24 protein-coding genes are annotated in these 25,919 nt (G+C 34.6%); 9 read left to right on the top strand and 15 right to left on the bottom strand.

Annotated features, from left to right (window positions below):
- Positions 1-174: 174 nt before the first annotated feature.
- Complete coding sequence (locus tag ACKI3H_RS00505; protein ID WP_407370346.1) at positions 175-1,551, top strand: D-serine ammonia-lyase; 1,377 nt, start codon at positions 175-177, stop codon at positions 1,549-1,551.
- Positions 1,552-1,696: 145 nt separating this feature from the next.
- Here the strand turns inward: ACKI3H_RS00505 and ACKI3H_RS00500 are convergent, their stop codons facing one another.
- The 3 genes from ACKI3H_RS00500 to ACKI3H_RS00490 form a co-directional block, all read right to left on the bottom strand.
- Entirely contained in the window at positions 1,697-2,590 is an 894-nt protein-coding gene (locus ACKI3H_RS00500) for a diacylglycerol/lipid kinase family protein (protein WP_407370345.1), read from the bottom strand.
- Between the two features lie 27 nt (positions 2,591-2,617).
- Positions 2,618-3,586: a LacI family DNA-binding transcriptional regulator gene (locus ACKI3H_RS00495; RefSeq protein ID WP_407370343.1), complete on the bottom strand. Its 969-nt coding sequence runs from the start codon at positions 3,584-3,586 to the stop codon at positions 2,618-2,620.
- 184 nt (positions 3,587-3,770) lie between these two features.
- The gene (locus ACKI3H_RS00490) at positions 3,771-4,223 is read right to left on the bottom strand and encodes a Fur family transcriptional regulator (protein WP_407370342.1); all 453 of its coding nucleotides are present in this window, start codon (positions 4,221-4,223) and stop codon (positions 3,771-3,773) included.
- A gap of 234 nt (positions 4,224-4,457) precedes the next feature.
- Here ACKI3H_RS00490 and ACKI3H_RS00485 point away from each other — a divergent pair, with 234 nt between their 5' ends.
- A complete protein-coding gene (locus tag ACKI3H_RS00485; protein ID WP_407370340.1) occupies positions 4,458-5,750 on the top strand; it encodes a glutamate-1-semialdehyde 2,1-aminomutase in 1,293 nt (430 codons plus the stop codon).
- A gap of 125 nt (positions 5,751-5,875) precedes the next feature.
- Complete coding sequence (locus ACKI3H_RS00480; RefSeq protein ID WP_407370339.1) at positions 5,876-6,973, top strand: FUSC family protein; 1,098 nt, start codon at positions 5,876-5,878, stop codon at positions 6,971-6,973.
- A 48-nt stretch (positions 6,974-7,021) separates the two neighbouring features.
- Here the strand turns inward: ACKI3H_RS00480 and ACKI3H_RS00475 are convergent, their stop codons facing one another.
- From ACKI3H_RS00475 to ACKI3H_RS00440, 8 genes are all read right to left on the bottom strand, one after another.
- Positions 7,022-7,861 carry a hypothetical protein gene (locus ACKI3H_RS00475; RefSeq protein WP_407370338.1) on the bottom strand — a complete coding sequence of 280 codons (840 nt, stop codon included), beginning with the start codon at positions 7,859-7,861 and terminating at the stop codon, positions 7,022-7,024.
- 199 nt (positions 7,862-8,060) lie between these two features.
- On the bottom strand, positions 8,061-8,597 hold the full coding sequence (locus ACKI3H_RS00470; RefSeq protein WP_013711011.1) for a DUF402 domain-containing protein: 537 nt from the start codon (positions 8,595-8,597) through the stop codon (positions 8,061-8,063).
- Positions 8,598-8,840: 243 nt separating this feature from the next.
- On the bottom strand, positions 8,841-10,049 hold the full coding sequence (mutY, locus tag ACKI3H_RS00465) for an A/G-specific adenine glycosylase (protein ID WP_407370337.1): 1,209 nt from the start codon (positions 10,047-10,049) through the stop codon (positions 8,841-8,843).
- Positions 10,046-10,900: a recombination regulator RecX gene (gene recX, locus ACKI3H_RS00460; RefSeq protein ID WP_407370336.1), complete on the bottom strand. Its 855-nt coding sequence runs from the start codon at positions 10,898-10,900 to the stop codon at positions 10,046-10,048. Before recX ends, mutY begins: the two co-directional genes overlap by 4 nt.
- A 136-nt stretch (positions 10,901-11,036) precedes the next feature.
- Complete coding sequence (locus ACKI3H_RS00455) at positions 11,037-11,948, bottom strand: general stress protein (protein WP_407370335.1); 912 nt, start codon at positions 11,946-11,948, stop codon at positions 11,037-11,039.
- Between the two features lie 186 nt (positions 11,949-12,134).
- Positions 12,135-13,004, bottom strand: coding sequence for an SDR family oxidoreductase (locus tag ACKI3H_RS00450; protein ID WP_407370334.1), 870 nt, complete (start codon positions 13,002-13,004; stop codon positions 12,135-12,137).
- A gap of 224 nt (positions 13,005-13,228) precedes the next feature.
- A complete protein-coding gene (locus tag ACKI3H_RS00445; protein ID WP_407370333.1) occupies positions 13,229-14,149 on the bottom strand; it encodes a general stress protein in 921 nt (306 codons plus the stop codon).
- Between the two features lie 346 nt (positions 14,150-14,495).
- Complete coding sequence (locus ACKI3H_RS00440; RefSeq protein WP_407370332.1) at positions 14,496-15,227, bottom strand: DUF6088 family protein; 732 nt, start codon at positions 15,225-15,227, stop codon at positions 14,496-14,498.
- A gap of 488 nt (positions 15,228-15,715) precedes the next feature.
- Between ACKI3H_RS00440 and ACKI3H_RS00435 the strand changes: the two genes are divergently transcribed.
- The 5 genes from ACKI3H_RS00435 (at position 15,716) to ACKI3H_RS00415 (ending at position 18,196) form a co-directional block, all read left to right on the top strand.
- The gene (locus ACKI3H_RS00435) at positions 15,716-15,919 is read left to right on the top strand and encodes a hypothetical protein (RefSeq protein WP_407370331.1); all 204 of its coding nucleotides are present in this window, start codon (positions 15,716-15,718) and stop codon (positions 15,917-15,919) included.
- A gap of 53 nt (positions 15,920-15,972) precedes the next feature.
- A complete protein-coding gene (locus ACKI3H_RS00430) occupies positions 15,973-16,197 on the top strand; it encodes a DUF2922 domain-containing protein (RefSeq protein ID WP_407370329.1) in 225 nt (74 codons plus the stop codon).
- A 109-nt stretch (positions 16,198-16,306) separates the two neighbouring features.
- Positions 16,307-16,582 carry a hypothetical protein gene (locus ACKI3H_RS00425; RefSeq protein WP_407370328.1) on the top strand — a complete coding sequence of 92 codons (276 nt, stop codon included), beginning with the start codon at positions 16,307-16,309 and terminating at the stop codon, positions 16,580-16,582.
- Positions 16,483-17,409: a peptidoglycan-binding protein gene (locus ACKI3H_RS00420; RefSeq protein WP_407370327.1), complete on the top strand. Its 927-nt coding sequence runs from the start codon at positions 16,483-16,485 to the stop codon at positions 17,407-17,409. Before ACKI3H_RS00425 ends, ACKI3H_RS00420 begins: the two co-directional genes overlap by 100 nt.
- Before the next feature lie 118 nt (positions 17,410-17,527).
- On the top strand, positions 17,528-18,196 hold the full coding sequence (locus ACKI3H_RS00415) for a deoxynucleoside kinase (protein WP_407370325.1): 669 nt from the start codon (positions 17,528-17,530) through the stop codon (positions 18,194-18,196).
- A gap of 202 nt (positions 18,197-18,398) precedes the next feature.
- Here the strand turns inward: ACKI3H_RS00415 and ACKI3H_RS00410 are convergent, their stop codons facing one another.
- The 4 genes from ACKI3H_RS00410 to ACKI3H_RS00395 all read right to left on the bottom strand — a co-directional run bounded on the left by ACKI3H_RS00410 (position 18,399) and on the right by ACKI3H_RS00395 (position 23,650).
- Positions 18,399-19,547 (bottom strand): mannitol-1-phosphate 5-dehydrogenase, encoded by a 1,149-nt coding sequence (locus ACKI3H_RS00410; protein ID WP_407370358.1) that lies wholly within the window; start codon positions 19,545-19,547, stop codon positions 18,399-18,401.
- 1 nt (position 19,548) lies between these two features.
- Complete coding sequence (locus ACKI3H_RS00405; RefSeq protein WP_407370324.1) at positions 19,549-19,989, bottom strand: PTS sugar transporter subunit IIA; 441 nt, start codon at positions 19,987-19,989, stop codon at positions 19,549-19,551.
- A gap of 15 nt (positions 19,990-20,004) precedes the next feature.
- Positions 20,005-22,098: a BglG family transcription antiterminator gene (locus ACKI3H_RS00400; RefSeq protein WP_407370323.1), complete on the bottom strand. Its 2,094-nt coding sequence runs from the start codon at positions 22,096-22,098 to the stop codon at positions 20,005-20,007.
- Positions 22,099-22,195: 97 nt separating this feature from the next.
- The gene (locus tag ACKI3H_RS00395; RefSeq protein WP_407370322.1) at positions 22,196-23,650 is read right to left on the bottom strand and encodes a PTS mannitol transporter subunit IICB; all 1,455 of its coding nucleotides are present in this window, start codon (positions 23,648-23,650) and stop codon (positions 22,196-22,198) included.
- Between the two features lie 395 nt (positions 23,651-24,045).
- On the opposite strand from ACKI3H_RS00395, the gene glmS reads away from it, so the two are divergent.
- Positions 24,046-25,854 (top strand): glutamine--fructose-6-phosphate transaminase (isomerizing), encoded by a 1,809-nt coding sequence (glmS, locus tag ACKI3H_RS00390; protein WP_407370321.1) that lies wholly within the window; start codon positions 24,046-24,048, stop codon positions 25,852-25,854.
- Positions 25,855-25,919: the final 65 nt, after the last annotated feature.

Below are 25,919 nucleotides of genomic sequence, written 5' to 3'. Positions count from 1 at the left end.
CCAATGACGTTAATTTTTTTTTGCTTTAACTTAACATTTAAAAGTAAAATCATATGCTGAGGATTTCTAATAATTCTCTAAAAAATCAGGAACTTTCTAGATTTCAAATGTTAAAAGTGTTACTCTTTCAGTAATTGCAACAGGCGTGATTGCCTAGTAGAAAGAGGTAGAATGATGACAAGTATTAGTGTTGCGGGTAAAACTGTAGATTCATGGGAAAAAGAAGTCCCCCAATTAGAAAATCTTCTTTCTTTAAAAGAAATCTTTTGGATCAACGAAGCTAAAATTCCATTTGCAGAAGCTTCGTCCTTAGTTTCCTATACAAAAGATGATGTGAATGATGCTGAAGAACGCTTAAACCGTTTTGCGGCCTACTTAAGAATTGATTTTCCAGAAACCGAAGTATCCAATGGAATCATTGAATCTCCTTTATCCTCGATTCCTTCTATGAAAGAATATCTTGAAACAGTTTATCATTCATCTATCCCAGGAACTTTTTTATTAAAACGTGACGATACCCTACCAATTGCTGGAACAATAAAAGCAAGAGGTGCTATTTATGAAGTCTTGAAGCATGCAGAAAATCTAGCGTTAGAACATGGTCTGATTACCAGTTACACAGATGATTATGCCGTATTTGCAAGTGAATCGTTTAAAGAGTTCTTTTCAGACTACAAAATCGCGGTAGGTACTACTGGTAATCTGGGAATCAGCGTAGGAACTGTCGGTGCTAAGTTAGGATTTGACGTCACGGTACATATGTCCGTGGAAGCAAAGCAATGGAAAAAAGATTTATTGCGTTTTCGTGGAGTTACGGTTATTGAACATGAGTCTGACTTTACAAATGCCGTAGAAAAAGGACGTCAGCAATCTAACTTAGACCCTATGAGTTATTACGTCGATGATGAACATTCAATTGAGTTGTTTTTAGGATATACAGTTGCTGCAAATCGGTTACAAAAACAATTGACTCAAGAAAACATTCTTGTAGACGAAAATCACCCTCTATTTGTTTATTTGCCATGCGGCATTGGTGGTTCACCAGGAGGAATTACATTCGGCTTGAAGCAAATTTATGGAGATAATGTTCATTGTTTTTTTGCAGAACCTACGCATGTTCCTTCCATGACAATAGGATTAATGACTCAAAAATTTGATGAAGTATCCGTTAAAGATTTTGGCTTAGATGGCTTGACAGTAGCCGATGGTCTTGCTGTACCTCGTACATCAAAACTAGTTTCTAGCATGATGAACTACTTTTTTAGCGGTTCTTATACTATTGATGATTTTGAAACAAACCGATTGTTAAGTGCTCTCATTGATAAAGAAAAAATTTATTTAGAACCGGCTGCTTTAGCAGGTGTTCCTGGCGCACTCAGACTATGTCAAACAAATGAAGGCAAAAGTTATTTAGAAAAACATCATTTGGTGGATAAAATGGAACGAGCTACGCATATTGCATGGGCAACTGGTGGGAGCATGGTTCCTAAAGAAGACATGGATCAATTTTACGAGTCTGGTTTACTATCTCCACTGACAGAAAAAAACTAAATGAAAAAAGCAAAAAATAGGCGGGGACTTTTATCCCCTCCTATTTTTTGCTTTTTGACCTATTATAGATCCATCAATTAGCTTAACCTAAATGTTAGTGCTTTTAGAGAAATATTACATAAATTTGAGACAAGCTTTATATTAATTAGTTTTTTGGAACAAAAACTGCTAGTGACCTTGGTAATACTTCTAGTTCAATAGGAAACGGCTGACCTTTGTCGCCATCAACGGTGCAATACGTTTCTCTATCCTCTAGTAATCGAATCTTTGCTTTTTTGAACGCACGGTGTTCCAATTGTTCTCTACTATATCCCTTACCTTGAAACAGTTCTGGTAATAAGCTCAATTTCTCTTTAGCTGTGGTTTCTTTTAATGTCACTAAATGGATAAATCCGTCATCGATTTCAGCATCTGGAACAACTGTACCCACTCCACTAACAAAATTACTCATGGCAATCAAGACCATGCTGTAATTGGCTATCCACTTCTCCCCATCAAGCTCTAATTCAACTGTGTATGTTTCGTCATCTTTTAAAGCTTTAATTCCTTCAATCAAGTAAGCAAACACTCCAAATTTGGTTTTCATCTCTACATCTACTTCTTGAATAGATTCCGGTATTGGACCTACGGAAGTTGAACTAATAAAATACCGATTGTTTAATTTTCCTACATCAATTTGTTTAAACGAACGTTGTTTAAATGAGTCAATAGCTATATCAGGATTCGTTGAAATTCCCAAAGCTCTAGCAACATTATTAACTGTTCCAAGCGGTATAATTCCTAATATTGTTTGAGCTCGATGCAACATCAATCCATTAACGGCTTCACTAACAGTTCCATCACCGCCCAATACAAAAACAGCTTCATACTTTTCTAAGGCTGCATCTTCACAAAAGGTTGTTGCATCTCCCGCTTTTTCGGTTTTCTTAATGATAAGTTCGGTAAAATCAGATTCAATTTGCTTTTTTAATCTTTCCATATATTTTTCTGCTTTTTCTCCACCTGAAGAAGGATTTACGATAATCATAGCTTTAGTCATAGTCACTCTTCTTTCTAAAATAAATTTTCAACAGTTTGAAAAGGGTTGTTGTGTAGTTGTTCCTCTAATAATTAATTCCGGAGTAAAAAAAAGTTCTCCTTGAGGTGCATTTTTTTGTTCAATTTTATTTAACACCATTTTAGCGCAAGCTTCACCCATTTGAATAACAGGTTGTTTGACTGTAGTCAGTTGTGGAAAAGCAATCTGATCTAAAAAAACACCATCATGTCCAATAATGCCAAAATCAGTAGGTATTCTTCCACCCATATTGATAATTCCTCTTTGAATTCCAATTGCTAAGCGATCTGAGCTGCAAATAAAGAGCGTATTGGGTTTGAATTTATTCCAGTTTTCTCTAATAAACTCTGCAGCATAACGCGAGCGATTTTCAAAACGATGAATTTCTGGTAGGCGTTTATTTTTTTGAAGCGTAACTATGTATCCACTCTCACGTGAATATTCAAAGGGTTCTTTTACATCAATACCAATAAAGATAATGTTCTCATACCCTAAATCAATACCGTATTGTGTTGCTTTAGCAATCCCTTCTTTATTGTTTGAATCAACAAAATCATAGCCATGTCGATTTTCACCAAATAAAACAACGGGTTTTGTAGCACCACTTATCCAATTATAATCACTTTCACGCATGCCGCAAATAATGTATCCATCACATGCACCTATATCAAAATTATTTTTAGTAACCAACTGTAAAGAATAATGACGATTGTCTAATTCTCGCGCAATACCGGTTAATAAATTCATATAATAAGGTTCCGTTGTGTCCATTTCTTCAAGGATAAATAATTTTATAATTTGTGTACGGTTATTGACCAATGCTTTTGCTGCAACATTGGGACGGTAATTAAGTTCTTCCATTGCTTCAAAAACAAGTTCTTTTAATTCGTCAGTCACTTGTTCGGGATGGTTGATCACTCTGGATACTGTCATTTTTGATACATTTGCCTTTTTCGCAACATCATTAAGTGTAGTCATGCCGTCTCCCTTCTGATCTAATCTCATACTTATTTATATATTCTATCTGTATCTTCCATTATAAAGCTAATAGTATAGAGAATTTATTTTTGTGTCAATGCTCCCTTAATAATCTTTAATCTTGTGCAAAATAAAAAAACACCAAAAGGCGCTTTTTATTTATCCTATTTCACTTTACAATGATTTATGGCTTTTCATTTCCCTCTAATTTCAATTGACATTCAGGACAGATACCGTAAATTTCTAATCGATGTCGCTTAACCTTAAAACCGGTCAGAGTAGTCGTTACTTCGCCAATATCCTCTAGACCTGGATAATAAAGGTCTTCAATTCTTCCACAATCTTCACAAATAGCATGATAATGCTGTGCGGAAGTAAAATCAAATCGACTTGAAGCGTCTCCATAGTTCATTTCATCCACAAAACCTACTTTAGTAAATAATCGTAAATTATTATAAACAGTTGCCACACTCATATTAGGAAATCTAGCCGCCAATGCTTGATAAATCTCATCCGCTGTCGGATGATTGTCATTCTCGATTAGATATTCTAAAATACCATAACGCTGTGGTGTAATACGTATGTGCGCACGTTTTAATTTCTCAATCGAATGAGCTACTAAATGATTCGATGTCATACTTCTCCTCCCTTCAAATTTAATAAATAAAAATTTTTCCAATATTTATATTTTTCATAATGATTACTTAATAGTAATTATCAACTTATAATAAATACTCTATAAATTAATGATAACTTTTCTACCTTAACTTTGCAAATAAATCCTTTTATTCTTTGTCTAGGGAAATATTGCACTTCTTTGGTAGGAGCATTACAATAGAAATGATTTTACTTTTAAGGAGGCAATTATTTTATGTTAAATCATACTCAAAGCGATCAGTTAGCTCACGAAGCGAACCAAGTTATTGTTGGAGGAGTGAATAGTCCGAGCCGCTCATTTAAAGGGGTTGGCGGAGGCAATCCGGTTACCATGGCCCGTGGGGATGGAGCCTATTTATATGATGTTGATGGCAATCGCTATATCGACTATTTAGCAGCTTTTGGACCCATTATAACTGGATTCAATCATCCTCATATTACAAAAGCAATAAAAAGAGCTGCAGATACAGGTGTGTTATTTGGTACTCCTTCTGAACATGAAGTGACTTTTGCAAAGATGTTAACCACTGCGATTCCTTCAATGGATAAAGTACGTTTTACAAATTCTGGTACTGAAGCTGTTATGACAACCGTTCGTGTTGCTCGTGCATACACAAATCGTGAATTAATTGTTAAATTTACCGGTCAGTATCATGGTCATTTTGATCTCGTTCTCGTTGAAGCCGGAAGTGGTCCTTCTACACTAGGCACGACAGATTCTGGTGGAGTAACAGTAGGTACCTCAAAAGAAGTAATCACTGTACCATACAATGATATTGACTCTTACAAAACAATTATGGAAAAATTTGGAGAAAAAGTTGCAGCTGTTTTAGTGGAACCAATCGTCGGAAACTTTGGTATGGTAGCTCCTAAACCTGGATTTTTAGAAGCTGTCAATGAAATCACTCATGAGTATGGAGCCTTAGTGATCTATGATGAAGTAATCACCAACTTCCGCTTCCATTACGGTGCTGCTCAAGATATGTTAGGTGTTATTCCTGATTTAACAGCATTTGGGAAATCTATTGGTGGAGGATTACCGATTGGTGCATATGGTGGTCCAACACGCATCATGGATACTGTAGCACCACTTGGACCTGCCTATCAAGCTGGTACAATGTCTGGAAACCCACTTTCTATGCAAGCTGGAATTGCTTGTTTAGAAGTTTTACAGGAACCTGGAATCTATGAAAGAATGGCTGACTTTGCTATTCAATTAAAAGATGCTCTTCTTGCAGCTGGTAAGAAATATAATATCCCAACAGTTGTGAACCAAATTGGTGGGTCACTGACCGTCTACTTCTCGGATCATCCCATTGAAGATTATGCTGATGCAAAAAATACGGATTCTATTCGATTTGGAAAGTTTTTTAAAAATATGTTGGATGAAGGCATCAATCTTGCCCCAAGCAAATATGAAGCTTGGTTTTTGACTATTATGCATACGCAAGAAGACATTGATGAAACAAAAAAAGCGATCGATAAAGCTTTTTCTAAACTTTCTTAAAATGATAGTATTCATTATTAAATTATCTTAATTTTCAAACTATTTACTCTAAATTCTTTGCTTATTGCTTCTAAGTAGCTTATCATACAAGTATAACTATCAATAAAACGGAGTGAAACTATTTTATGAGAATTGGAGCAAGAACGCTCAAAACAGGAATTGCTGTTGCGCTTGCATTAGCTATTCCCGCATTATTAAATGTCCCATCAGGCAGTGTTTTAGCTGCTATATCAGCCATTTTCGCATTGCAACCTTCAGTCAAGCGATCTATCAATACCCTCAAAGATCGCATCATCGCCAACTTGATTGGCGCTTTGGTTGCTATATGCATCACGTTAACTTTAGGCAATCACTATATCATTGTTGGGTTAGCTGCTTGTTTGTTGATTGCTATTTTAAATCAACTGAATCTTAGCAGTGTGATTGGTTTAGCTACCGTAACATTAATCGTGATTATGGAAACTACTGAAGATAATTTTATTCTTTATGCTAGTATACGAGTTGGAGCTACAATTATGGGGGTTTTTATTGCTTTCTTGGTAAACACTATTTTGTTTCCTCCAAAGTATGAAGAAAAACTGTATCACGTTACTGACTACTCAACAACTGAAATTATGAAATTTTTACGTGCAAGTGTGCGGAAAAACAGCCAATACCCTATTCTGAAAAAAGATTTGAAATGGATCAAATCAGAGCTCAATCGGATGGATGTCTATCTTTCTTTATTCAAAGATGAAGGAGTGACTACAAGGAAAAAAGACCGTATTCAAAAAATGCGGAAAGTAGTTGTTTACAGGCAAATCATTGCAACAACAAAAGAAGCTTATAATTTATCTTATACGTTTCATAAATATGAAAATTCTTTTAACCATTTTCCAAAAGATTTGCGTATCTTGATACGTGAACGTCTAGAAACTTTGCTCACCGCACATGAACAAATTTTATTAAAATTTAATGGTCGTGTTTCACCAGATAGCGTAAATTTTATTGCGTATAAAGCCCCACTCAGAAAAGAATTTATGCAGTCCTTCTTTGATGAAGCAAGTTTGGAAGAGTACATGCATGATGACTATGGTCAAAGTAATGCGGTTATTCATATTATGTCTAGTATTTTAAAATATGAGGAATATTTAGAGCATTTAAATATTTTAATTAGTAGCTATAAAGGGAACGACTGGAATCCAGATACAGACATTTCTAACATCGAACACATTGAACAATAAAAAAAAAGCAGTTGAGTAAATTTCTCAACTGCTTTTTTTTTATTGTTACTACATTCCACTAGTAGTATCTCTTTTTTTATTTAAAGCTTCTTCGAATAAACTCCGGTACACTGCTGTTCCTTCACTATTCAATGATTTGCCATCCTGTGTTAAAGTGCTTTCCAATGAGACTCCGTCAGCCTCAAGTTTTTCAAGGTAGCTATTGTGAATATTAAATCCAATCCATTCGTTAGATTCGACTGTCGAAACCATTTCATTTAAATAAGATGTATAATCAAGTGTTCTTGAATTATTGTTTCCTTTTTCACTGCTACTTGGATTAGGAGAGACAAAAATAATTAACGCTTCAGGCAAACTTTTCTTTATTATGGCATAATTTTCTGCTAAATAATCACTTGAATCGGCTAAAGCGATATCTAATTCATGATCCGCATAAGGCATCAACTGAAAAAATACGACATCTGGATTTGTTTTGGCAAGATCCGTCACCTTATTTTCGCTGATTAATTGATAAGAATTATAATCCGTATACGGTAAGCGATTTACTTTTATAGTACTGCCAACCTGATTTTTTATGTATGTATCTATTTCTGAAATCCATTGTTCTTCTTGCGCCAAATCTCCATAAAAACTGATTGAAACCTCATCTTTTAATAAACTAACGTATTTTAAATAGTCTATTACCGAAAGCTCTCCACGGCTTTCTTCATATCCAGCAACTTGAGCAGATACATCTTCTTTTGTCATTACTTCTTCTTTTTGATCTGTTTCTTCAGCTACTGACATTAATTGTTCTTGCTGTTTTTTCGAATAGTTTATGCCAAAAAAAACAACTCCAACAGCTAAGATGATTAGAAAAAAAATAATAAAACCACTTTTTTTAGACACTTTTTCTCACTCCTTATGTACACTTGGTTCTTCTCTCAAATAATTTCATTTGTTATTGAACCCTTAATTATTTTACCATACATTCATTCAAAGCCACTATACTTTTTCGCTAAAATAGTAAAGAGGCTCCAGTATGTTGGAACCTCTTTACTATTTTTTCTATCTTAGAGAAGTTACTGTCATCTTATCCAGTAAAAGGTCATTGCTTATGTGATAACTGTTGATAGCGTTTATACCATATGTCAACATAATCTTGTGAAAAAGGACCTTTTTCTTCGTTAATCCAATCCACTAGAATTTTCACGTTTTCTTTTAAAATATGGTCAATATCATCAGGATAATTCCACTTTATGCTATGATCTTCATACTCATCTACATCCAATAAGCGTTTTTCGCCATCCGGAAAGACTTTGATGTCTAAATCATAATCAATATACTTCAGACCTTCTTCATCTAATGCATAAGGCGAAGCAAGATTACAGTAGTAAGAAACACCATTATCTCTTATCATTGCAATGATATTGAACCAATAATGCTTATGAAAATAAACAATCGCTGGTTCTCGCGTTAGCCATCTTCGGCCATCCGATTCCGTTACAAGAGTATGGTCATTTACTCCTATTAACGATTGATCACTTGTCTTAAGTACCATGGTATCTCTCCAAGTGCGATGCAAACTGCCATCATGTTTATAGCTTTGGATTGTGATGTATTCTCCTTCTTTTGGAATATGCATCCTTAACCCAACTTTCTTTTCCTCACATAACTATCGTAAGAAATTAGTAAATAATAAACCAGAGAGTGAATGAACACTCGACTCGTACTTATTATATCACAACTCTTAATCTTTATAGTATAAAACCAAATAAATAATGAAAAAAAAATGAGAATCGATACTTAAAAGAAACTTTAAAAACTAAAAAAAGACCACTGTTTCAGTTGTTACTGAAATAGTGGTCTTTAATTTATTCTTATCACATTAATGCTTAAATTTTGTCAAATAACTCTGCCACATTTTAGTTTGTGGGCCTGGAAATACATATTGATCAAAGTCTGAAGGTTTTACCCAATAACAATTTTCAGGAATATCAACAGGTTCTTCTAATAGTAATTGACCATAATAAACAGCGATAAACCATTTCAAATGACTGAAAATATGCTGAACTTCAACAAAAGGTACTTCCATTAAAGTTGGCTTAATTTGATAGTTCTTTTCCAATTCCGCCATGACGTTTTTCATCACATTTTCAGTTCGTTCTTCATCATCTACCTCTGTCAATGTTCCATGTGCGATTCCGGTCTCTTGAATCACTAACTCTTCATCAATCATTGGAAAAGTCCACATATTAGCCAACAAACCATTTTCAGGACGCTTTTCTAGTAAAAATGCACCACTTGAATTTTTAATGATTGTCCCTATATAATAAACCGGCTTGGCTTTTTTCTTTTTACTTTTGACGGGATATTTCTCCCATGTGCTGTTTTGATACGACTGATTAAAATCTTTAACGGGGCTTAATTCGGGATGGTAATTTTTAGGTGTACAAATACTTGAACCCAAATCCATAAATGCTTGATTAAAATCTCCTGGCTTATAGGGATCAATCAATTCTCGCATGATAGCCTCAAAAATTTTGCGATTTCCCGGCTTAGCAATATCCGCATCAATTTCAAATAACCGGCTCAACACACGCATTACATTTCCATCTACAGCTGGTTCAGGAAGTCCAAAGGCCATACTCGAAATCGCACCAGTTGTATAAGGTCCTATCCCTTTAAGTTTGCCGATTTCTTTAGGATCTGTTGGCATTTCTCCATTATAATCATTCATAATCTGTTGAGCTGCAAACTGCATATTACGAACTCGTGAGTAATACCCCAATCCTTCCCAAGATTTTAACAGTACATCTTCATTCGCCTGTGCTAATGCTTCTATCGTTGGGAAAGTATTCATAAAATTTAAATAATAAGGAATAACGGTATCTACTCTTGTTTGTTGCAACATGATTTCAGAGACCCAAATACGATATGGATCATTATTTTTTCTCCATGGTAGATCTCGCTTTTCTAAATCATACCAACTTAAAAGAGTTTCTCTGAATTGATTGATTTTTTCTTGAGGCCACATAGGAATACCATAAACTTCATTTTTGTTTGCTGCATCTAAATTTGATTCACTTAACGTCATTCTTCCTCTTCTTCCATTTCTTTTTCATTGATATATTGCGTAATCAAGTCACCAGCAAATCCTTTTTGAAATAATCCGCTTTTAACTTTTTGAATTTTTTTAGTTCCTGTTAACTTCGTTTGCTTGCGCCAAATTTTATCGCCTTGTGCTTTTAATGCCTCATACTCATCGTCTACTTCTTTTTCTGTATTGATTTCTTCCAATACTTGGGTGATAACATCAGATTGGAATCCCTTTTGCATTAAATTTTGACGAATTTTATTGTTGGTTTCTCTTGATGAATGACGTGAAGAACGTCGCATAACTTTTTCCGCTAAGGCAACACCATTTTCTACCATCTGATCAAACGGATATTGTTCTATAGCTTCTTCAATCGTTTCATCTTTAATTCCACGTTTTTTCAACTCTCTTTTTATCACGTAAGGCCCCTTTCCGCTAACATTTGCAGCGGTTCTTGTATAACTTTCAGCATATATTAAATCGTTTAAGTAGCCTTGTTCTTTTAGTTGTTCGATAACCTGATCAGCAGTTTCGCTAGTAAATTCATGACCAATCAAATCATCTTTTACTTCTTTTATTGAACGCAAAGAATAATTCAAATAAACGAGTGCTCTTGTATACGCTTTGCGGTATCCATCTTCTATCTCTAATTCTTGGCGAAATGTTTTTGAAATTTCCATTCCTTTATGCAAAATGTGCTTAATTAAAATAGCTTCATCAACAGGAAAAGCATATTCTCCATCTAAATAAATATTGTAGCGCCCTTTTCTTTTTTGCGCTTCAATTTTTGTGATTTTAGGTAATGTAGATGTCGAAGAGTCCTTATCTCCACTATTGAGTTTATAAATCATAGCTTCACCCTCCTACTTCAGTTCCATAATTATAACATAAAACAACTACAAACACATGTTCGAAAGTTAACATTTAATCTTTTTCAATTAAAAAAGTGATTCAGACCTAAGCCTGAACCACTTCTACTTTTACTGTTTAGTCTCTGAAATCTTCTCTTGGGTCATTTATCGGTTGGTTTGATAAAGTACTGCCATCAAAAATCGGCAAATCTACTTCCTCTTCGTTTGGTGAACTAGGTCCAACCTGATCTTCATGCTTTAGTTGGTCTTCTGTAGGTTTTCCTTGCAATGGATTGTCATTAGGATCAAAGTTTTTATGTGACCATGGTTGTCTTTTTGGAGATACAACATCTCTTGTATCATCTCTTCGATCCTGATCTTTACTAAATGGACCATTTGTTGGTTCATTATCTTGATTATCTTGCAATCTAGGTTTGTTCTCTTGTCTAATTGATTCTACCATAATATCATCTTCCTCAATCGTTTCGGGAACTGTCGTATCCGTTAAATCAGATTTTACTGTGATGCTTTCATCAAGTTCATCTTGTTCTGTAAACTGATTCGTCAATGGAACTTCTGCATTGTTTAAATAGTCATTTCCATCATTTGCATAACTCACTTCATCAGTTGGTTGTGAAGCATTTCTGATTTCTCTCACTCCTTGACCAGCTTGGCCAATCATTCCAGAAGATTCTTCAGTCGAATTGGTTTCTGTACTTGTTGCTTTATCCGCAAGTACAATGTATTCACCTTTTTCCAAAGACTCCTTGTATTGTTCTGCACTAGCTTCGTCTACACCAAAATTTTCAAGTGCCAAGTCTTCATCTGTATCAGCGAATAAATGTTTGAATTTATCCCAGAAAGATTCTTTTTCTTCTGCCGAGACCTTGTCGATTTCTACACCTGTTTGACCTTGAATCGCCGAAGGATTTTGATTAGTCGTCACAATTTTTATACTGTCTGTTGAATGGCCTTCTGCGATCAATTGTTCTACACAAGCCGTTGTTTCTTGTACATTTGAAAATGAACCGATAACTACTTTATTCATCCTTTACACGCTCCTCTTCTTTATATCCTCTTTGTGTTTTAACTATTTAATCAAGAGGATTAAAATCAAACATTTTATTTCTATAATTAACTGTACCAAATGAAAAATAAGTTTTCAAAATAGACGACTTGTAATCAGACTAAAAGCGTATTTAGTTGCAATTTAAAAAAAATTCCTGAAACCATATTACCCATTAATGACCACTCCACCATTAACATGCAACACTTGACCAGAAACATAACTAGAGTCTGTACTTGCTAAATATACATACGTTGGCGCCAATTCAAAAGCTTGACCTGCTCTTTCTATTGCTCCGCCTTTCCCCCAGTCCTCTAATTGTTCTTCTGTAAAAGTAGCCGGTATAAGCGGAGTCCATATTGGACCAGGAGCCACACCGTTTACGCGAATTTTTTTATCAATTACTTCACTATTTTGAGAAAGAGATCTGGTGAACGCTGTAATGGCACCTTTAGTAGCTGAATAATCTAAAAGGTGTTCACTTCCACGATAAGCTGTAATGGATGTTGTATTGATGATTGATGCACCTTCTGACAGATGTGGCATCGCAGCTTTCACAAAGTAGAATTGACTAAAGATGTTGGTTCTAAATGTTCGATCCAATTGTTCTGCGGTTATATCTCCGATTTTCTCTTGGACATGCTGCTCGCCAGCATTGTTGACCAATATATCTAGATGGCCCCATTCCTCGATTACTTTCGACACTACTTCTGTAGCATAAGACTCTTGTCCTACATCACCTTTAAATACTAAAGCTTTTTGACCAATTTTTTCAATTCGACTTTTTGTGTAATTTGCATCATCTTCTGATTCTAGGTAACCAATAGCAACATCTGCACCTTCTTTTGCAAAAGCAATCGCTACAGCTTGCCCGATCCCACTATCTCCACCAGTAATGATGGCTGTCTTACCTTTAAGTTTACCCGCTGCTTTATAATTTGGGTCTTCTGTTTGTGGTTCAGGATTAAGGTTCTTACTGTCATCATTAATCAAATAATTTTCCTTTGGTTTTTGAGTTTCTTTATCAGAATTTGTCATTTCTCATTCCTCCTAAATTTTCTCTACAAATTAAGCATAACAACTTAAAAAAACGAATACAAATAAGAAGACTTCTTTGCATTAAATTTCTTCTGGAATGTGCAAGTTTGTTTGTAAAAGTCCATAAAATCATTAGAAATCTTTTTCTTCCATGAACATTATTTAAACTACTTATACTAATTCTCCATCAAAAAAAAGATTGAGACCTAAGTCTCAATCTTTTTTTACTTATCTTCGTCATCTTTTTTGATCGTTTTTCCGCCAGCTTCTTCGTAATTATCACTATAATACGCATCGCTTTCGGGTTGTTTTGTATTCATTTCAGGTTTTGATTCTTCTGTTTTTCCAATTCCTTTGCTGCTAGAAGAATCTCCTCCATCTACAACTCCTTGGCTGATATTATCAGGGTATACATGTCCTTCATTCTCAGCTACTACTGTAGATTCGTCACCGGTTAATTCTGGCTCTTTTTCAAGAGAAGAACCTTTAACTTTTTCATTTACTGATGACACTGTACTACCATTTTGTTCTTGGTTTGAATTTATCGGACTGATAGACTCCTCTGATGTTGAATTTATATTTTGTTTGTCTGGAGATGTATCAGGGTTTCCTTCGATATCTTCTCTAGACGATTGTGCTTTAGTTGGATCAAACTGTTCTTCTTCACCAGGCATAGCATCCATTTTTTCTTTAGTAGGAGCCTTTGCAGGATTTTTTGCTGCAATAACTTCACGTTCACTTTCATTATTTCCATTTAGTACTTCTTCATTTACTTGGGATAACTGTTGTATTTTTGATGGACCAGCACTGTTAACAAGAATGACAATCTCTCCACTTTCTAAAGCTTCTGTATAATGTTCACCAATGTCTCCCTCTACACCATATTCTTCTAGAGGATTGGAAATTTCATCCGAATTGTATCGTCCAAAACTGAAAGATTCCTTTAATTTTTCCCAAAGAGACAATCCTTCGGTAGGATTGACAGCATCAACCTCTACAAGTGTTAAATCTTCTAATTCTTTTTCATGTTTTTCATTGGTTACAATAACAATTTCATCTGAAGCATAACCTTCATTAATGAGTCTTTCTACTGCACTTACCGTTTCTTCTTTTGATGTATATGTTCCTTCAACTCTTCTATCCATTTGGACTCACACTCCATTTCATATAGTAACGCTGAACAGTTTAACATCTTGCTACGTGATGGCACTTTTTATTTGTTTAGTCATCCTTAATTTATATTCATGATAGCAAAAATTCATACCACTAGCAAAGAAGAAGCCTTTGCTAGTGGTATGAATTAAATTTAAGCTGTTTTATTTAATTCATTATTCTTCATCGACAACGATCCCAAAGGTCGAATGAGAGTTCTTAAAATCTTTTGTTAGTTCCTTCGTGTAGCATTTAACCGAGCGACTATCTAGCTCTCTTAAGAGCAAGCTGCTCATTTCAGAATTTTTGAAAATTTGATATTAACTATTATAAAATCCATTAATCATTCTCATACAATTCCTTTTGCTTCATAGTATCCAATGTGATAATGATTTCATCTTTTTGATTTTCTAAGTATACTTTGTTGCTAATAAATTCGGCAGCTTTAAGAACGACTTTCTGACTATAAAAATCCACAGCCAACGCTACTAGTTTCGCTTCCTTTAACTGGTACTTATTCATAAAATGTGTCAGCGCAATGCTATATTGGAGATTATTCCCATTTATTAAATCATTTTTTATTAAATCCAATATTTGCAAATAATGATAATTTTCTCGTGTCACGATTGTTGGAGGGTTGACCAATTTAAATTCCATATCCGTTGCTTCAATATTGCCATTTCTTTTTGCATTTGTTGCAATAATTATTTCGCACGGAGGCTTTTCGATAAGTCCTAATTTATGTAAAAATGCAGTTCCAGTAAGATATCCAAATATGTTCCCTCTTTTATCTTCTATATAAGTTCTATTGATTAATTCGATACAGTCAATTCGTATTTCTTCTGATTGATCAGTATCATCCCGATAATAGACTCCAGTTCCAAAACGTTTTAAATAGTTCCCATCTTTTACCATTCTCATTAGAATAACATTTACATTTTTTCTTATTTGTTGACATACATTTTGGTCATCCACAAATTGTTCTATGTAGTGCATAATATCTGAAATAAAAATTGGACTACCAACATTCTGATTCAAGACATATGTTTGGACAAGTTTCGTTAAATTCATATTGACCTCCCTATTCGGCTGGCTTAGAAGTATTTCAGCAACTTTGCATAATTAAAGAACGTTGTTTATTTTTAAGTTTACAAAATTAAAAACTGTTTCGCAAGTAAAAGCATAGTCTTTTGATAATTCATTTATTATCCACTAAATCTAACGAATTGTAAACGTTTAAGTTGCTTCTTTTAAGTTAGAAAATAGATTGTTTAAAAAGCATTTTATCTGCCAAACTTTAGATCATTGTTTTGCTTTTAAAGTAGGAATTTAACAGATTCTAAAAATGATTGGTATATCTGAATAAGAACGACATAAGTCTTTAAAAGGAATTAAAATAAAAAAAAATATAGGTATTTATTCCTGTGTTCTTTTTATAAATAGATGAGCTAGTTTACCCCTTGCTAAGTAACACTCTATTCTTTCTAAACGTTATTACAGATGTAAGATGTCATGACAAAAACTTACACAGCAACTTATTTTATAAGGAGGAATAGATGATGCAAAAAGAATGGACAAAAGGGGCAATTGAAGTACATTTTGAAGATGCTGCAAATGAAAAAACAGTAAAACGCAGCTATTCTAACACAATCAACTCTGTTACAGACGAACAAGTAGAAGGTTTTTCTGCAGCTTTAGAATCTTTAACAAGCTTACCTTATATACAATCAGTCATGGTTGAAGAATACACTTATACCCGCTAAGCAATGAACAGAATAGTCACTTACATCAATTTATCCACTAAGGAGGAAATTAAATGGCAAAATCATTAGAATTAAGATTCGTTACTAGTTTAGGAAAGTCAAAAACAATGAGTGTAAAAGATCCAATCCTTAATTTAACTACAGTGCAAGCTCAACAAGCAATGAATTCAATCATATCGTTAAATATGTTTCAAATTGAAGGTGTTAATCCTTACGCTACTGTAGCAGGAGCTCGCTATGTCGAACGCGTAGTAGATGATATCTTTGAAGTAGAATAACAACTAACAAATACTATGGCGAAGCATTATCAGGTCTGATTTAAACAATCATTAAAAATGGGGTGGGGCAACAGTCTCACCCTATTTAATGATTATAGGAGGAATAAAAATGACTTATACAATTGAACAACAGCTTTTGACAATCACACAGAAAAAATTAATTAGTAAAAGCTTTGTTATTGCTCATGAATCTGGGAATCAAAACAACACGGGAATACTTTCTCTAGAAAATGAAATTGCTTATATGAAGAGGATGGCTCAAATAAATGGTTCCTTCACAAGTCATTGGGTTGGTGGAGCTGGAAGAATTGTCCAGATTGCTCAAACAGGGAAAGTTCAGTATGGGGCTGGGGAAATGCCAATCCTCATGCATATGCTCAAGTAGAATTAGCACGCACATCGAATCCAGTTTGGTTTAAAAAAGATTATCTAGCCTATTTATGGTTATTAAAAAAACTTGCTAAGGAAGCTGGAATCCCTACTTCATTAAATACGGGTACTACGCTTGCATCAAAAGGTATCAAAACACATCATTGGATCTCCAACAATTTAGGAGGTACCAATCATACCGATCCCGATGCTTACCTCATGCAACACGGTATTTCTCTTACACAATTTGCGCATGACTTATCCTCCACTACTAAAAAGGAAGTTTTATCTCCTTCTTCTCCTACAAAGGAAAATCACTTGTATCATATTGTAGCGAAAGGCGATTCCTTATGGAGTATTGCTAAAAAATACCATACTACCCTTACCTGGTTGAAAAAAATCAATCAACTATCTTCTGAAAACATCCTAATTGGCCAAAAGCTAGTCATTTCAACAAATTCTTCAAAAGTAACTCCCCTTTCCCAACTTGCGATCATAAAAGCAATTCAAAAAAATCTTGGTATCAAACAAGATGGTTTATTTGGACCGGTAACAAAGAAAAGTTTAATCTGTCTAGTTCAAAAAACAATTGGTTCCAAACCCGATGGCTATTGGGGTCCTGAATCTGCTTCAAAAATGAGAATTCTAAAAAATGGATTTTTTGGCTGGGACGTGTACGTAGTCCAAGCTTTCTTAACAGGTAACTATCATTTAAACTTAGGTACGCCAGATAAACAATATGGTCCAAAAACAACAGCAGCAGTCGGACATTTCCAACTTAATTTTGGGCTTTTAGCTGATGGCATTGCTGGCCCAAAAACATGTCAAAAATTATTTAGTTGAATCATTTCTATCCTTTAACTTTCTAAAATTACCCGAACAGTCCCTTTAATATATGGTATACTAAAATACGCAAAAGAAAGAAGAAGACATCGGTCTTTGATAGGAGTGTGACCGTTACATGAAGGGAGAAAACAAAGCTGTGATTGTTTTAGCTGGTATGATCGGTGCTGGTAAAAGTACCTACACGAAATTCATTTCAGAAGCATTAGGAAGCGAGGCTTTCTATGAGAGTGTGGATGATAATCGAATTTTGGAAAAGTTCTATGAAAATCCTGAAAGATGGGCTTTCTCACTACAAATTTATTTTTTAAATACTCGTTTTAGAAGCATTAAAGCTGCCTTTAAACATGAAAACAATGTATTAGATCGTTCGATTTACGAAGATGCCTTGTTTACTCGGATCAATTATGAAGAAGGAAACATGAGTGATGCTGAAATGGACACATATCTAGATTTATTGGATAACATGATGGAAGAACTAGACAACATGCCTAAAAAATCTCCCGATCTACTCATTTATTTACGCGGCTCTTTAGATACTGTTTTGAACAGAATTGAAAAACGGGGTCGTTCATTTGAGCAAATCGGAGAAAATAGTGGATTACTAGACTATTATACTCATCTTCATAGTCAATATGATAGCTGGTTTAACGCTTACGATAAAAGTGCTACCCTGATAATTGATATTAATCAATATGATTTAGAAAAGTTAGATGATGCTGAAAAAGTTCTCAATATGGTCACAGAAAAATTAGAAGCTGTTAGAAATGAACATTCCATTGGATAAAAAAACAGTTGAGCAAATATGCTCAACTGTTTTTTTTATTAATGTTAGTATTATCTGATTAGCTACATTACTTATTTAAACTTTCTGGTGGAATAGGAATACCTTTGTTTAAGTCGGTACTATGGCTCTATACAAACAAATCCCTTTATTCCAAAAGTAATTTCTTTTACAACACTAATATCATTTGATAATTAACTAATTTTTAATTTGTTAAAAGTTCGTACTCATTAGCTATTTTTTCAATAATTGTTTCATCTTTTAGTTGTGTAACTTCACGAATAACTGTTTCAACAGACTTATCTTCCAACATTTTTTTTAATTGTTGGCTTTCTTCATCATTGCTATCACGATAAACTAAAGCTTTAGCAACAGTTTTAATCAAATAGTCCGTTTCAAGTCCTCTTTCACTTGCTTCTCGAATCGGACGAATAAATCGTTCGTCGTATCCGAGCTTACGCATTGGCGTTCTAGCCACACGCGTGATATCGTCTGAAATATAAGGATTCATAAAACGAGAAAGAATTTTAGCAATGTACGCTTTGTGTTCTTCACCATTAAATTGCCACTTTTCAACCATTACAGCTCCTGTTTCAGTTAAAACATTCTCTACTTGTTTTTTTACTTCTTTATCTTTTAGTGCTTCGTCAATTGTTTTGTATCCTTCATATTTCCCAACATAGGCTGTAGTTGCGTGTCCCGTATTTACGGTAAACAATTTTCTTTCAATAAATGGTTCTAATTCAGGTGCATAATGAACCCCTTCTAAGCGTAGATTCGTATTTTTAAGTTTAGATTCATCAACGACCCATTCCTTGTATCCTTCAACAGATACAAATAATTTATCCTCATGAGATTGTAAAGGCACAATACGATCTACTGCAGCATCAGGAAATCCAATATAGCGTTCCAAGTAATCCATATCTTCTTTAGTTAAATGTTTTGAAACTTCCTCTTTAAGGAATGTACTTCCGCCAATCATATTTTCACATGCTATCACGTCAATGGGTTGAGTTGATTGTCCAACTCGTCTTTTTTGAATCCCTTTAGCGATTAAAGGTGCGATATACGGTAAAATTTTCGGACCAATAGCAGTCGTTACAATATCAGCTTGTTCAAATGCTGCAATGACTTCTTCTGGATGAGTTCCATTATTGATACCATAAACATTGTTTACCTTGATTTGAGGAGTGCCTTCTTGAGCCAGCTCAATAGTGTATTCATGTTTGTCATTTAAAGCATCAATAATTTCTTTATTTACATCTACAAAAGCAATCTTAAATCCATTTTTATTTAAAACTTCTCCTATAAATCCTCGACCAATATTTCCTCCACCAAAATGAATGGCTAGCATATTACTCAATCCCTTCCAGTAATTCTCTAACTTCTCTTTCAGAAGATGCATCTGCTAATTTCACAACATTTTCTACTTCTGAACAGTAAACCGCGATTTTTGAAAGAATATCCAAATGTTCATTCCCTACTCCAGCAATCCCAAAAACAACTGTTACTAATTTTTCTTCCTCAGGAGTACCAAAATCTACACCACCAGGAATTTGAACAACTGAAATACCAGATTGAGTGATTAAGTCTTTTGAATTTTCTGTCCCATGAGGAATAGCAATAAAGTTGCCCATATAAGTTGTAACATTTTCTTCACGCTTCAGCATTTCATCAATGTAACCTTCTTTTACATATTGACCATCCACTAAGATCTTACCCGCTGCACGAATAGCCCCTTCCTTCGTGTTAAATGATTGATTTAATTGAATACTGCTTTCTTCTAAAATAGCCATGACTTATTCTCTCCTTTATTTCTTTAATTTTTCTAAAAATAAACTACTTAAATAATTATTTAATAACGGTTCAGAGCCTGAATTAAAAATTTCCATTGTCAGATCACTTTCAACAATTGCCGAGCTGATAAACCCCAATATTTCCTGAGCATCTTCACTTAATGGATCTGGACCCAACATCATTAAAATCCGCTTCATGTGAACTGGATTCCGATCGATTCCAAGCACATCCATAACATTAGGCAATTCATAGATGGAAAAAAATGGTTGTTTGATTGTTGCATCAATACAATGAAATAATGCCATGTTTGTATTAGGAAGTCCAATAGGAGCTAATTCCATTCGCTCCATTAGTTTAGTAGCAACGTGTTTACCATCCGTTAAAAAATCCCCTTCTAAACTTTCACAAATGGCCGAAAGGATAGAAGTTAATTCCATCATTCCAACTGTTTGATGCAAATTAAAATTTTCTAAAACCCCATTCGCCAGCTTTAATTTCTGATAAAATTCTTTAAATTCAGATTTAACTGTTTGAGGAATAAGGATTAAAGTCTCTTTTTCAACTTTTTCTTTTATCTTTTCAGCGATAATCTGGCGAACATACAATTGGATACTTTTGATTTCATTATCCATCAATAGCGGTGTAACAACTTTATACTCCGTTTCAAAACCTTGTAAAAATATGGTTGATAAAATTAAATCGTAGTCATTAAAATCAATGCGATGAAGTTTTGAGATTCTGGAAATTTCAATAACCGCTATTTCAGGAATATGTTTTCGTATACGACTTTCTAATATTTTCGCTGTACCAACTCCACTTGAACAAATGACCAGTGCTTTTAATTTTGGATTTTTCGGTTGTCGCTCATATGCTGAAGCAAAATGAATCACTATATATACGATTTCATTTGGCAAGAAATGGACCAATGGAAATATATGCATCAAATTTTCTTTAACCGTAAAACTCAATTGACTATACTGGGTACTAATTTTATCCAACAAAGGATTATTGCTCTCTGGCATGGGTGCAATAGCTCGCTTGAGAGCTGCTGTAATATGAGCCAATAAATCATGAAAAAGTGTCTCATCTTGGTTAAAATTCCAGTCCATTTCATTGGAAACGAGACGAATCAACTCTCTTACCTTATAGCCTAAATCAGCATCGTATTCCTGTGAGAAAAACTCATTGCGTAAGGGAACATTCAACCCTTGAATTTGAAGCCCTAAAAATTGGATTTCTTCTTTTGGTATATCTATTCCATATAGTTTCTGCATAAATTCATAAATAGCGGTAGCTGTCTCTATACTTTTTGTTTGTTCACTATCTGTTAAGAAAGTAGTCGGTTTGAATGATGTGATTTGATACCCTTCTCGCAATCTCATAATGGAAACACATAACAAAATAACTAATCGCTGCAGTTGACTATCCGTAACTTCATCAAAATAATGCTGACCAAACTGTTTGACCACAGTATACACGTGGTACAAATCTTCTTTAGTTAACTGCTTTAAAAATGGATTTTGTCCAACATCCCATTCTTTAGCTTGTGCTTTCGTTTCATTTTCCAATAACTGAAAAAAATCATACTCATTTATTTCACTATGAATCAATCCACTGATAATCAATCGTCGATTGCTTTCAGAAGCCATTGCTTGAATACCCTTTGCTTTTTTGCGTTCAATATCAATTTGGTACGCTTGAAAAACTTCTTCTATTGAAATTAAATCAGCTTGAATCGTACTGATACTTACTTGAAGATCTATAGCGAGAGATTCCATTTTCACTTCATTTTTTTGCATCAAAAGTTTGATTACTAAAGCACTTTGTCGTTGTTGAGCCGTAAACTCTTCTGGTGAAGCATATAACAGCTGCTGTAACTCTCTAAACAAAGCGGGCTTACCAACTAGTCTATAGCCAATATCCAGTTCACGTATTAATTTGATTTGATATTGGGCTAAGGTGCTCTCCAGACTTGACAGTTCTCTGTAGATTGTGCGATTACTAACTTGTAGCTCATCGCTTAAATAATCTAAGGAAACACCATTTTTTTGTTCGAGCAAGATTTCTATAATCTTTTTTTCCCTATTGGAAATATACAATTCTTTCATCTCGTTTCTGGACAAAATCTAAACAGATAAAAGCAGTGAGTCAGCACTCACCGCTTTATCCCTTTTTTATGTGCATCTTATTATTTAGATAATATGCTTATGATTGATTTTTTAAATTTTCAACAATTTCTTCATATTTAGGACTGTTCAAGAAATTATCAACTGAAACTTGTGTTGCATTTGGCGTTTTTTGTTTTGCACGCGGTGTTAGTTCATTTTGTGTGATGACCAACAATCCATCTTCGTCAGTCAAGTTATTGATAGATGAATTAGTTACAGAAATGTCCAACCCGGCGTCTTTTACTTTTTTACGCATAATGGAAGCTCCCATTGCACTAGATCCCATACCGGCATCACATGCGAAGATAATTCTTTTGACTTCTTTTTGCCCAACAGTTGCTGCATCATCTGTTGCCACTGTTTGTGTTGAATTTTGAGTTTGGTTTGCACCTTTTGATACTGCTTTACGTGAATTACTTTCTTGGACTTTAGCTGAAAAATTATCTTCCTCAATAGCTACTGGTGATTTATCTGATTTCAATATTACCATAGCCACTAAGAATGAAACAGCTGCTGCAACGATAACACCTAAAATTACGCTCAGGTAACTGCCTCTTGGAGTCATTGCTAATATAGCAATAATAGATCCGGGAGAAGCTGCAGCTACCAAGCCTGAACCAAGAATAGAATTTGTAAAGGTTCCGGCCACACCTCCAGCTATAACAGATAAGAACAAAGCGGGTTTCATCAATACATATGGGAAGTAAATTTCATGTATCCCACCAATGAACTGAATTAAAATAGCACCAGGAGCAGATGCTTTAGCAGCTCCTTTTCCAAAGAATGAATAAGCTAACAGTAAACCTAAACCAGGACCAGGATTCGCTTCTAGTAAGAATAGAATAGATTTCCCTGTCTCTGCAGCTTGTTCAGTACCTAATGGTGTCAATATACCATGATTGATAGCGTTGTTCAAAAATAGGATTTTTGCAGGTTCAATAAAAATGTTTGCTAATGGCAATAGTCCAGCGTTAACAATCCAGTCAACACCACTTGCAAGTAGATTTGTTAATCCGGTTACAAAAGGTCCTACAGCATAAAATGCAATAATAGCTAAGCCAAATCCGATAATTCCACTTGAAAAGTTGTTAACTAGCATTTCAAAACCAGCTCTAATTTTATTCCCAAAAAAATCATCAAATTTCTTAACACAATATCCCCCTAAAGGTCCTAATGCCATAGCTCCAATAAACATTGGAATTTCTGATCCTACGATGACCCCCATTGTTGCAATAGCTCCAACAACCGCTCCCCGTTGTCCATATATCATATTACCACCTGTATATCCGATTAATATTGGCAATAAATAATACAACATTGGATCGACTAATTGTACTAGTTCTGCATTTGGAAGCCATCCTTTTTCAATGAATAATGCGGTAATAATCCCCCAAGCAATAAAAGCACCGATATTCGGCATGACCATGCCACTTAGATAACTACCTATACGTTGAATGGTAGCTTTTGTTCCCTTTTTTTCTGTCTGTTCCAAGATAACTCCTCCTCTAACTTTTTTGTTAAGTTAATCTTAACGTGGCTTGTATCCGATTACAACAGAGTATAGTGTTGAGTTTGTCATCACATGCTTTGTCAAAAGTACCGGTAACATTTGCTTGTCACTTCACTATCTTTAGATTCCTTGTACGTGTGATTATTATTAAACCGATATAGACCAATAGACCACTTTTAAAAAATGTGTTGACTTTATTTTATTAATCCCTTATTATTAACCTGCTTGACAGTTAAACAACTTTTTTAGTGTATATACCAATTTAAAATTATACAATCAAAAAATCATATTTATACGTACTTTATCATCAAAAAAACCTAAAGAAGTTGACTTCAGTATGAAATACTATTTTAAATAAAAGAAAGTAGGAATTTAATATGTGCGGAATCGTAGGATATATCGGAAGACAAGATGCAAAAGATATTTTATTACAAGGACTTGAAATGTTAGAATACCGTGGTTACGACTCAGCTGGTATTTACGTAATGGATGAACAAGATGAAGGACATTTATTTAAAGAAAAAGGACGCATTGCTGCTTTAAGAGAAAAAGTAGACCATAACATTCCTGCAAAAACAGGTATTGGACATACTCGTTGGGCAACTCATGGTGTACCAAGTGTTGAAAATGCTCATCCTCACCAATCAAATAGTGGCCGTTTTAACCTTGTTCATAATGGTGTAATCGAAAACTACAAAGCAGTAAGAGATGCCTTTCTTACAGATACAACGTTGCATAGCGATACAGATACTGAAATCATCGTTCAATTGATTGCATGGTATGTTGAAGAAGAAGGATTAGAAACAATAGATGCATTCAAAAAGGCAATTGTGGCTTTAAAAGGATCTTACGCATTAGCTTTGATTGACAATGAAAATCCAGATGTTGTTTATGCAGCCAAAAATAAAAGTCCTCTTCTATTAGGTAGAGGTGATGGTTTTAATGTTATTTGTAGCGATGCCATGGCAATGATTCAAGAAACGAATCAGTTTGTCGAACTGATGGATGGTGAAATTGCTACTCTAACAGTAGACGACATCAAAATTGAAACTTTAGCTGGTGATGTGATTACACGCGCTTCATATACTGCTTTATTGGATGCAAATGATTTAAGCAAAGGTACTTACCCTCACTATATGGCAAAAGAAATTGATGAACAGCCTGCAGTTATGCGTAAAATTGTTCAAAATTATCAAAATGACAATGGCGAACTAGAAATTGATTCAGCTATTCTTGAAGAAATGACAGCAAGTGATCGTATCTACATTATTGCTTGTGGAACAAGTTATAATGCTGGATGGGTTGGCAAACAAATCATTGAAAATTTGACCAATATTCCTACAGAAGTTCATTTATCTAGTGAGTTTGGTTACAATACGCCTTTATTGACTGAAAAACCCTTCTTCATCTTCTTATCTCAAAGTGGAGAAACAGCTGACAGTCGTCAAGTATTGGTAAAAACCAATGATTTTGGCTTCCCTTCTCTAACATTGACAAACGTACCAGGATCTACTCTTTCTAGAGAAGCAAAATACACTTTATTATTGCACGCTGGCCCAGAAATCGCTGTTGCTTCAACAAAAGCTTATACCGCTCAAATTGCTGTTCTTGCAATTCTTGGAGAGCTTGCTGGTCGCAAAAAAGGATTAGAATTAGCTGTAGATATGGCACATGAACTAGGTATCGCCGCTACAGCAATTGAATCTATTATTGATGAAAAAGAAATTTTCGAACAATTATCTGTTACACATCTAAGCATCAGTCGTAACGCATTTTATATTGGACGTAGTATTGATTACTATGTTGTTATGGAAGCTGCACTTAAATTAAAAGAAGTTTCTTATGTTCAAACAGAAGGATTCGCAGCTGGAGAGTTGAAACATGGAACAATTGCATTGATTGAAGAAGGTACTCCTGTTATTTCAATTATTACGGATGAAGCAACTGCTGGACACACACGTGGTAATGCACAAGAAGTTATTTCACGTGGAGCTCATAGTATGATTATCGCTATGGATGGTCTAGATCAATCAGGCGATGCATATGTATTACCAAAAGTGCACAACTTAATAACTCCATTAGTTAGTGTTATTCCAACTCAACTAATTGCTTACTACACAAGCTTACACCGTGGTAACGACGTTGATAAACCAAGAAACTTAGCTAAAAGTGTAACTGTAGAGTAATCCCTTAAATTTATTCTTAATTAATCGAACCCCCGTACACATGAAGGAGAACTTCATATATACGG

This window comes from Carnobacterium sp., assembly GCF_045617425.1.
Taxonomy (GTDB): Bacteria; Bacillota; Bacilli; order Lactobacillales; family Carnobacteriaceae; genus Carnobacterium_B.
Note: the sequence above shows the minus strand (reverse complement) of the source record. Positions and strands in the feature narration are given on the sequence as shown.

Coding starts and splice junctions, on each gene's coding strand:
- ACKI3H_RS00415 (WP_407370325.1), top strand. CDS start 17,528: ATGAAGGGAGAAAACAAAGCTGTGATTGTTTTAGCTGGTATGATCGGT.
- mutY (WP_407370337.1), bottom strand. CDS start 10,049: ATGACGTTAAGTGAATCAAATTTAGATGCAGCAAACAAAAATGAAGTT.
- ACKI3H_RS00435 (WP_407370331.1), top strand. CDS start 15,716: ATGCAAAAAGAATGGACAAAAGGGGCAATTGAAGTACATTTTGAAGAT.
- ACKI3H_RS00400 (WP_407370323.1), bottom strand. CDS start 22,098: ATGAAAGAATTGTATATTTCCAATAGGGAAAAAAAGATTATAGAAATC.
- ACKI3H_RS00425 (WP_407370328.1), top strand. CDS start 16,307: ATGACTTATACAATTGAACAACAGCTTTTGACAATCACACAGAAAAAA.
- ACKI3H_RS00450 (WP_407370334.1), bottom strand. CDS start 13,004: ATGACAAATTCTGATAAAGAAACTCAAAAACCAAAGGAAAATTATTTG.
- ACKI3H_RS00445 (WP_407370333.1), bottom strand. CDS start 14,149: ATGGATAGAAGAGTTGAAGGAACATATACATCAAAAGAAGAAACGGTA.
- ACKI3H_RS00470 (WP_013711011.1), bottom strand. CDS start 8,597: ATGCATATTCCAAAAGAAGGAGAATACATCACAATCCAAAGCTATAAA.
- recX (WP_407370336.1), bottom strand. CDS start 10,900: ATGATTTATAAACTCAATAGTGGAGATAAGGACTCTTCGACATCTACA.
- ACKI3H_RS00485 (WP_407370340.1), top strand. CDS start 4,458: ATGTTAAATCATACTCAAAGCGATCAGTTAGCTCACGAAGCGAACCAA.
- ACKI3H_RS00440 (WP_407370332.1), bottom strand. CDS start 15,227: ATGAATTTAACGAAACTTGTCCAAACATATGTCTTGAATCAGAATGTT.
- ACKI3H_RS00505 (WP_407370346.1), top strand. CDS start 175: ATGACAAGTATTAGTGTTGCGGGTAAAACTGTAGATTCATGGGAAAAA.
- ACKI3H_RS00490 (WP_407370342.1), bottom strand. CDS start 4,223: ATGACATCGAATCATTTAGTAGCTCATTCGATTGAGAAATTAAAACGT.
- ACKI3H_RS00410 (WP_407370358.1), bottom strand. CDS start 19,547: ATGCTAGCCATTCATTTTGGTGGAGGAAATATTGGTCGAGGATTTATA.
- ACKI3H_RS00480 (WP_407370339.1), top strand. CDS start 5,876: ATGAGAATTGGAGCAAGAACGCTCAAAACAGGAATTGCTGTTGCGCTT.
- ACKI3H_RS00430 (WP_407370329.1), top strand. CDS start 15,973: ATGGCAAAATCATTAGAATTAAGATTCGTTACTAGTTTAGGAAAGTCA.
- ACKI3H_RS00500 (WP_407370345.1), bottom strand. CDS start 2,590: ATGACTAAAGCTATGATTATCGTAAATCCTTCTTCAGGTGGAGAAAAA.
- ACKI3H_RS00455 (WP_407370335.1), bottom strand. CDS start 11,948: ATGAATAAAGTAGTTATCGGTTCATTTTCAAATGTACAAGAAACAACG.
- ACKI3H_RS00495 (WP_407370343.1), bottom strand. CDS start 3,586: ATGACTACACTTAATGATGTTGCGAAAAAGGCAAATGTATCAAAAATG.
- ACKI3H_RS00405 (WP_407370324.1), bottom strand. CDS start 19,989: ATGGCTATTTTAGAAGAAAGCAGTATTCAATTAAATCAATCATTTAAC.
- glmS (WP_407370321.1), top strand. CDS start 24,046: ATGTGCGGAATCGTAGGATATATCGGAAGACAAGATGCAAAAGATATT.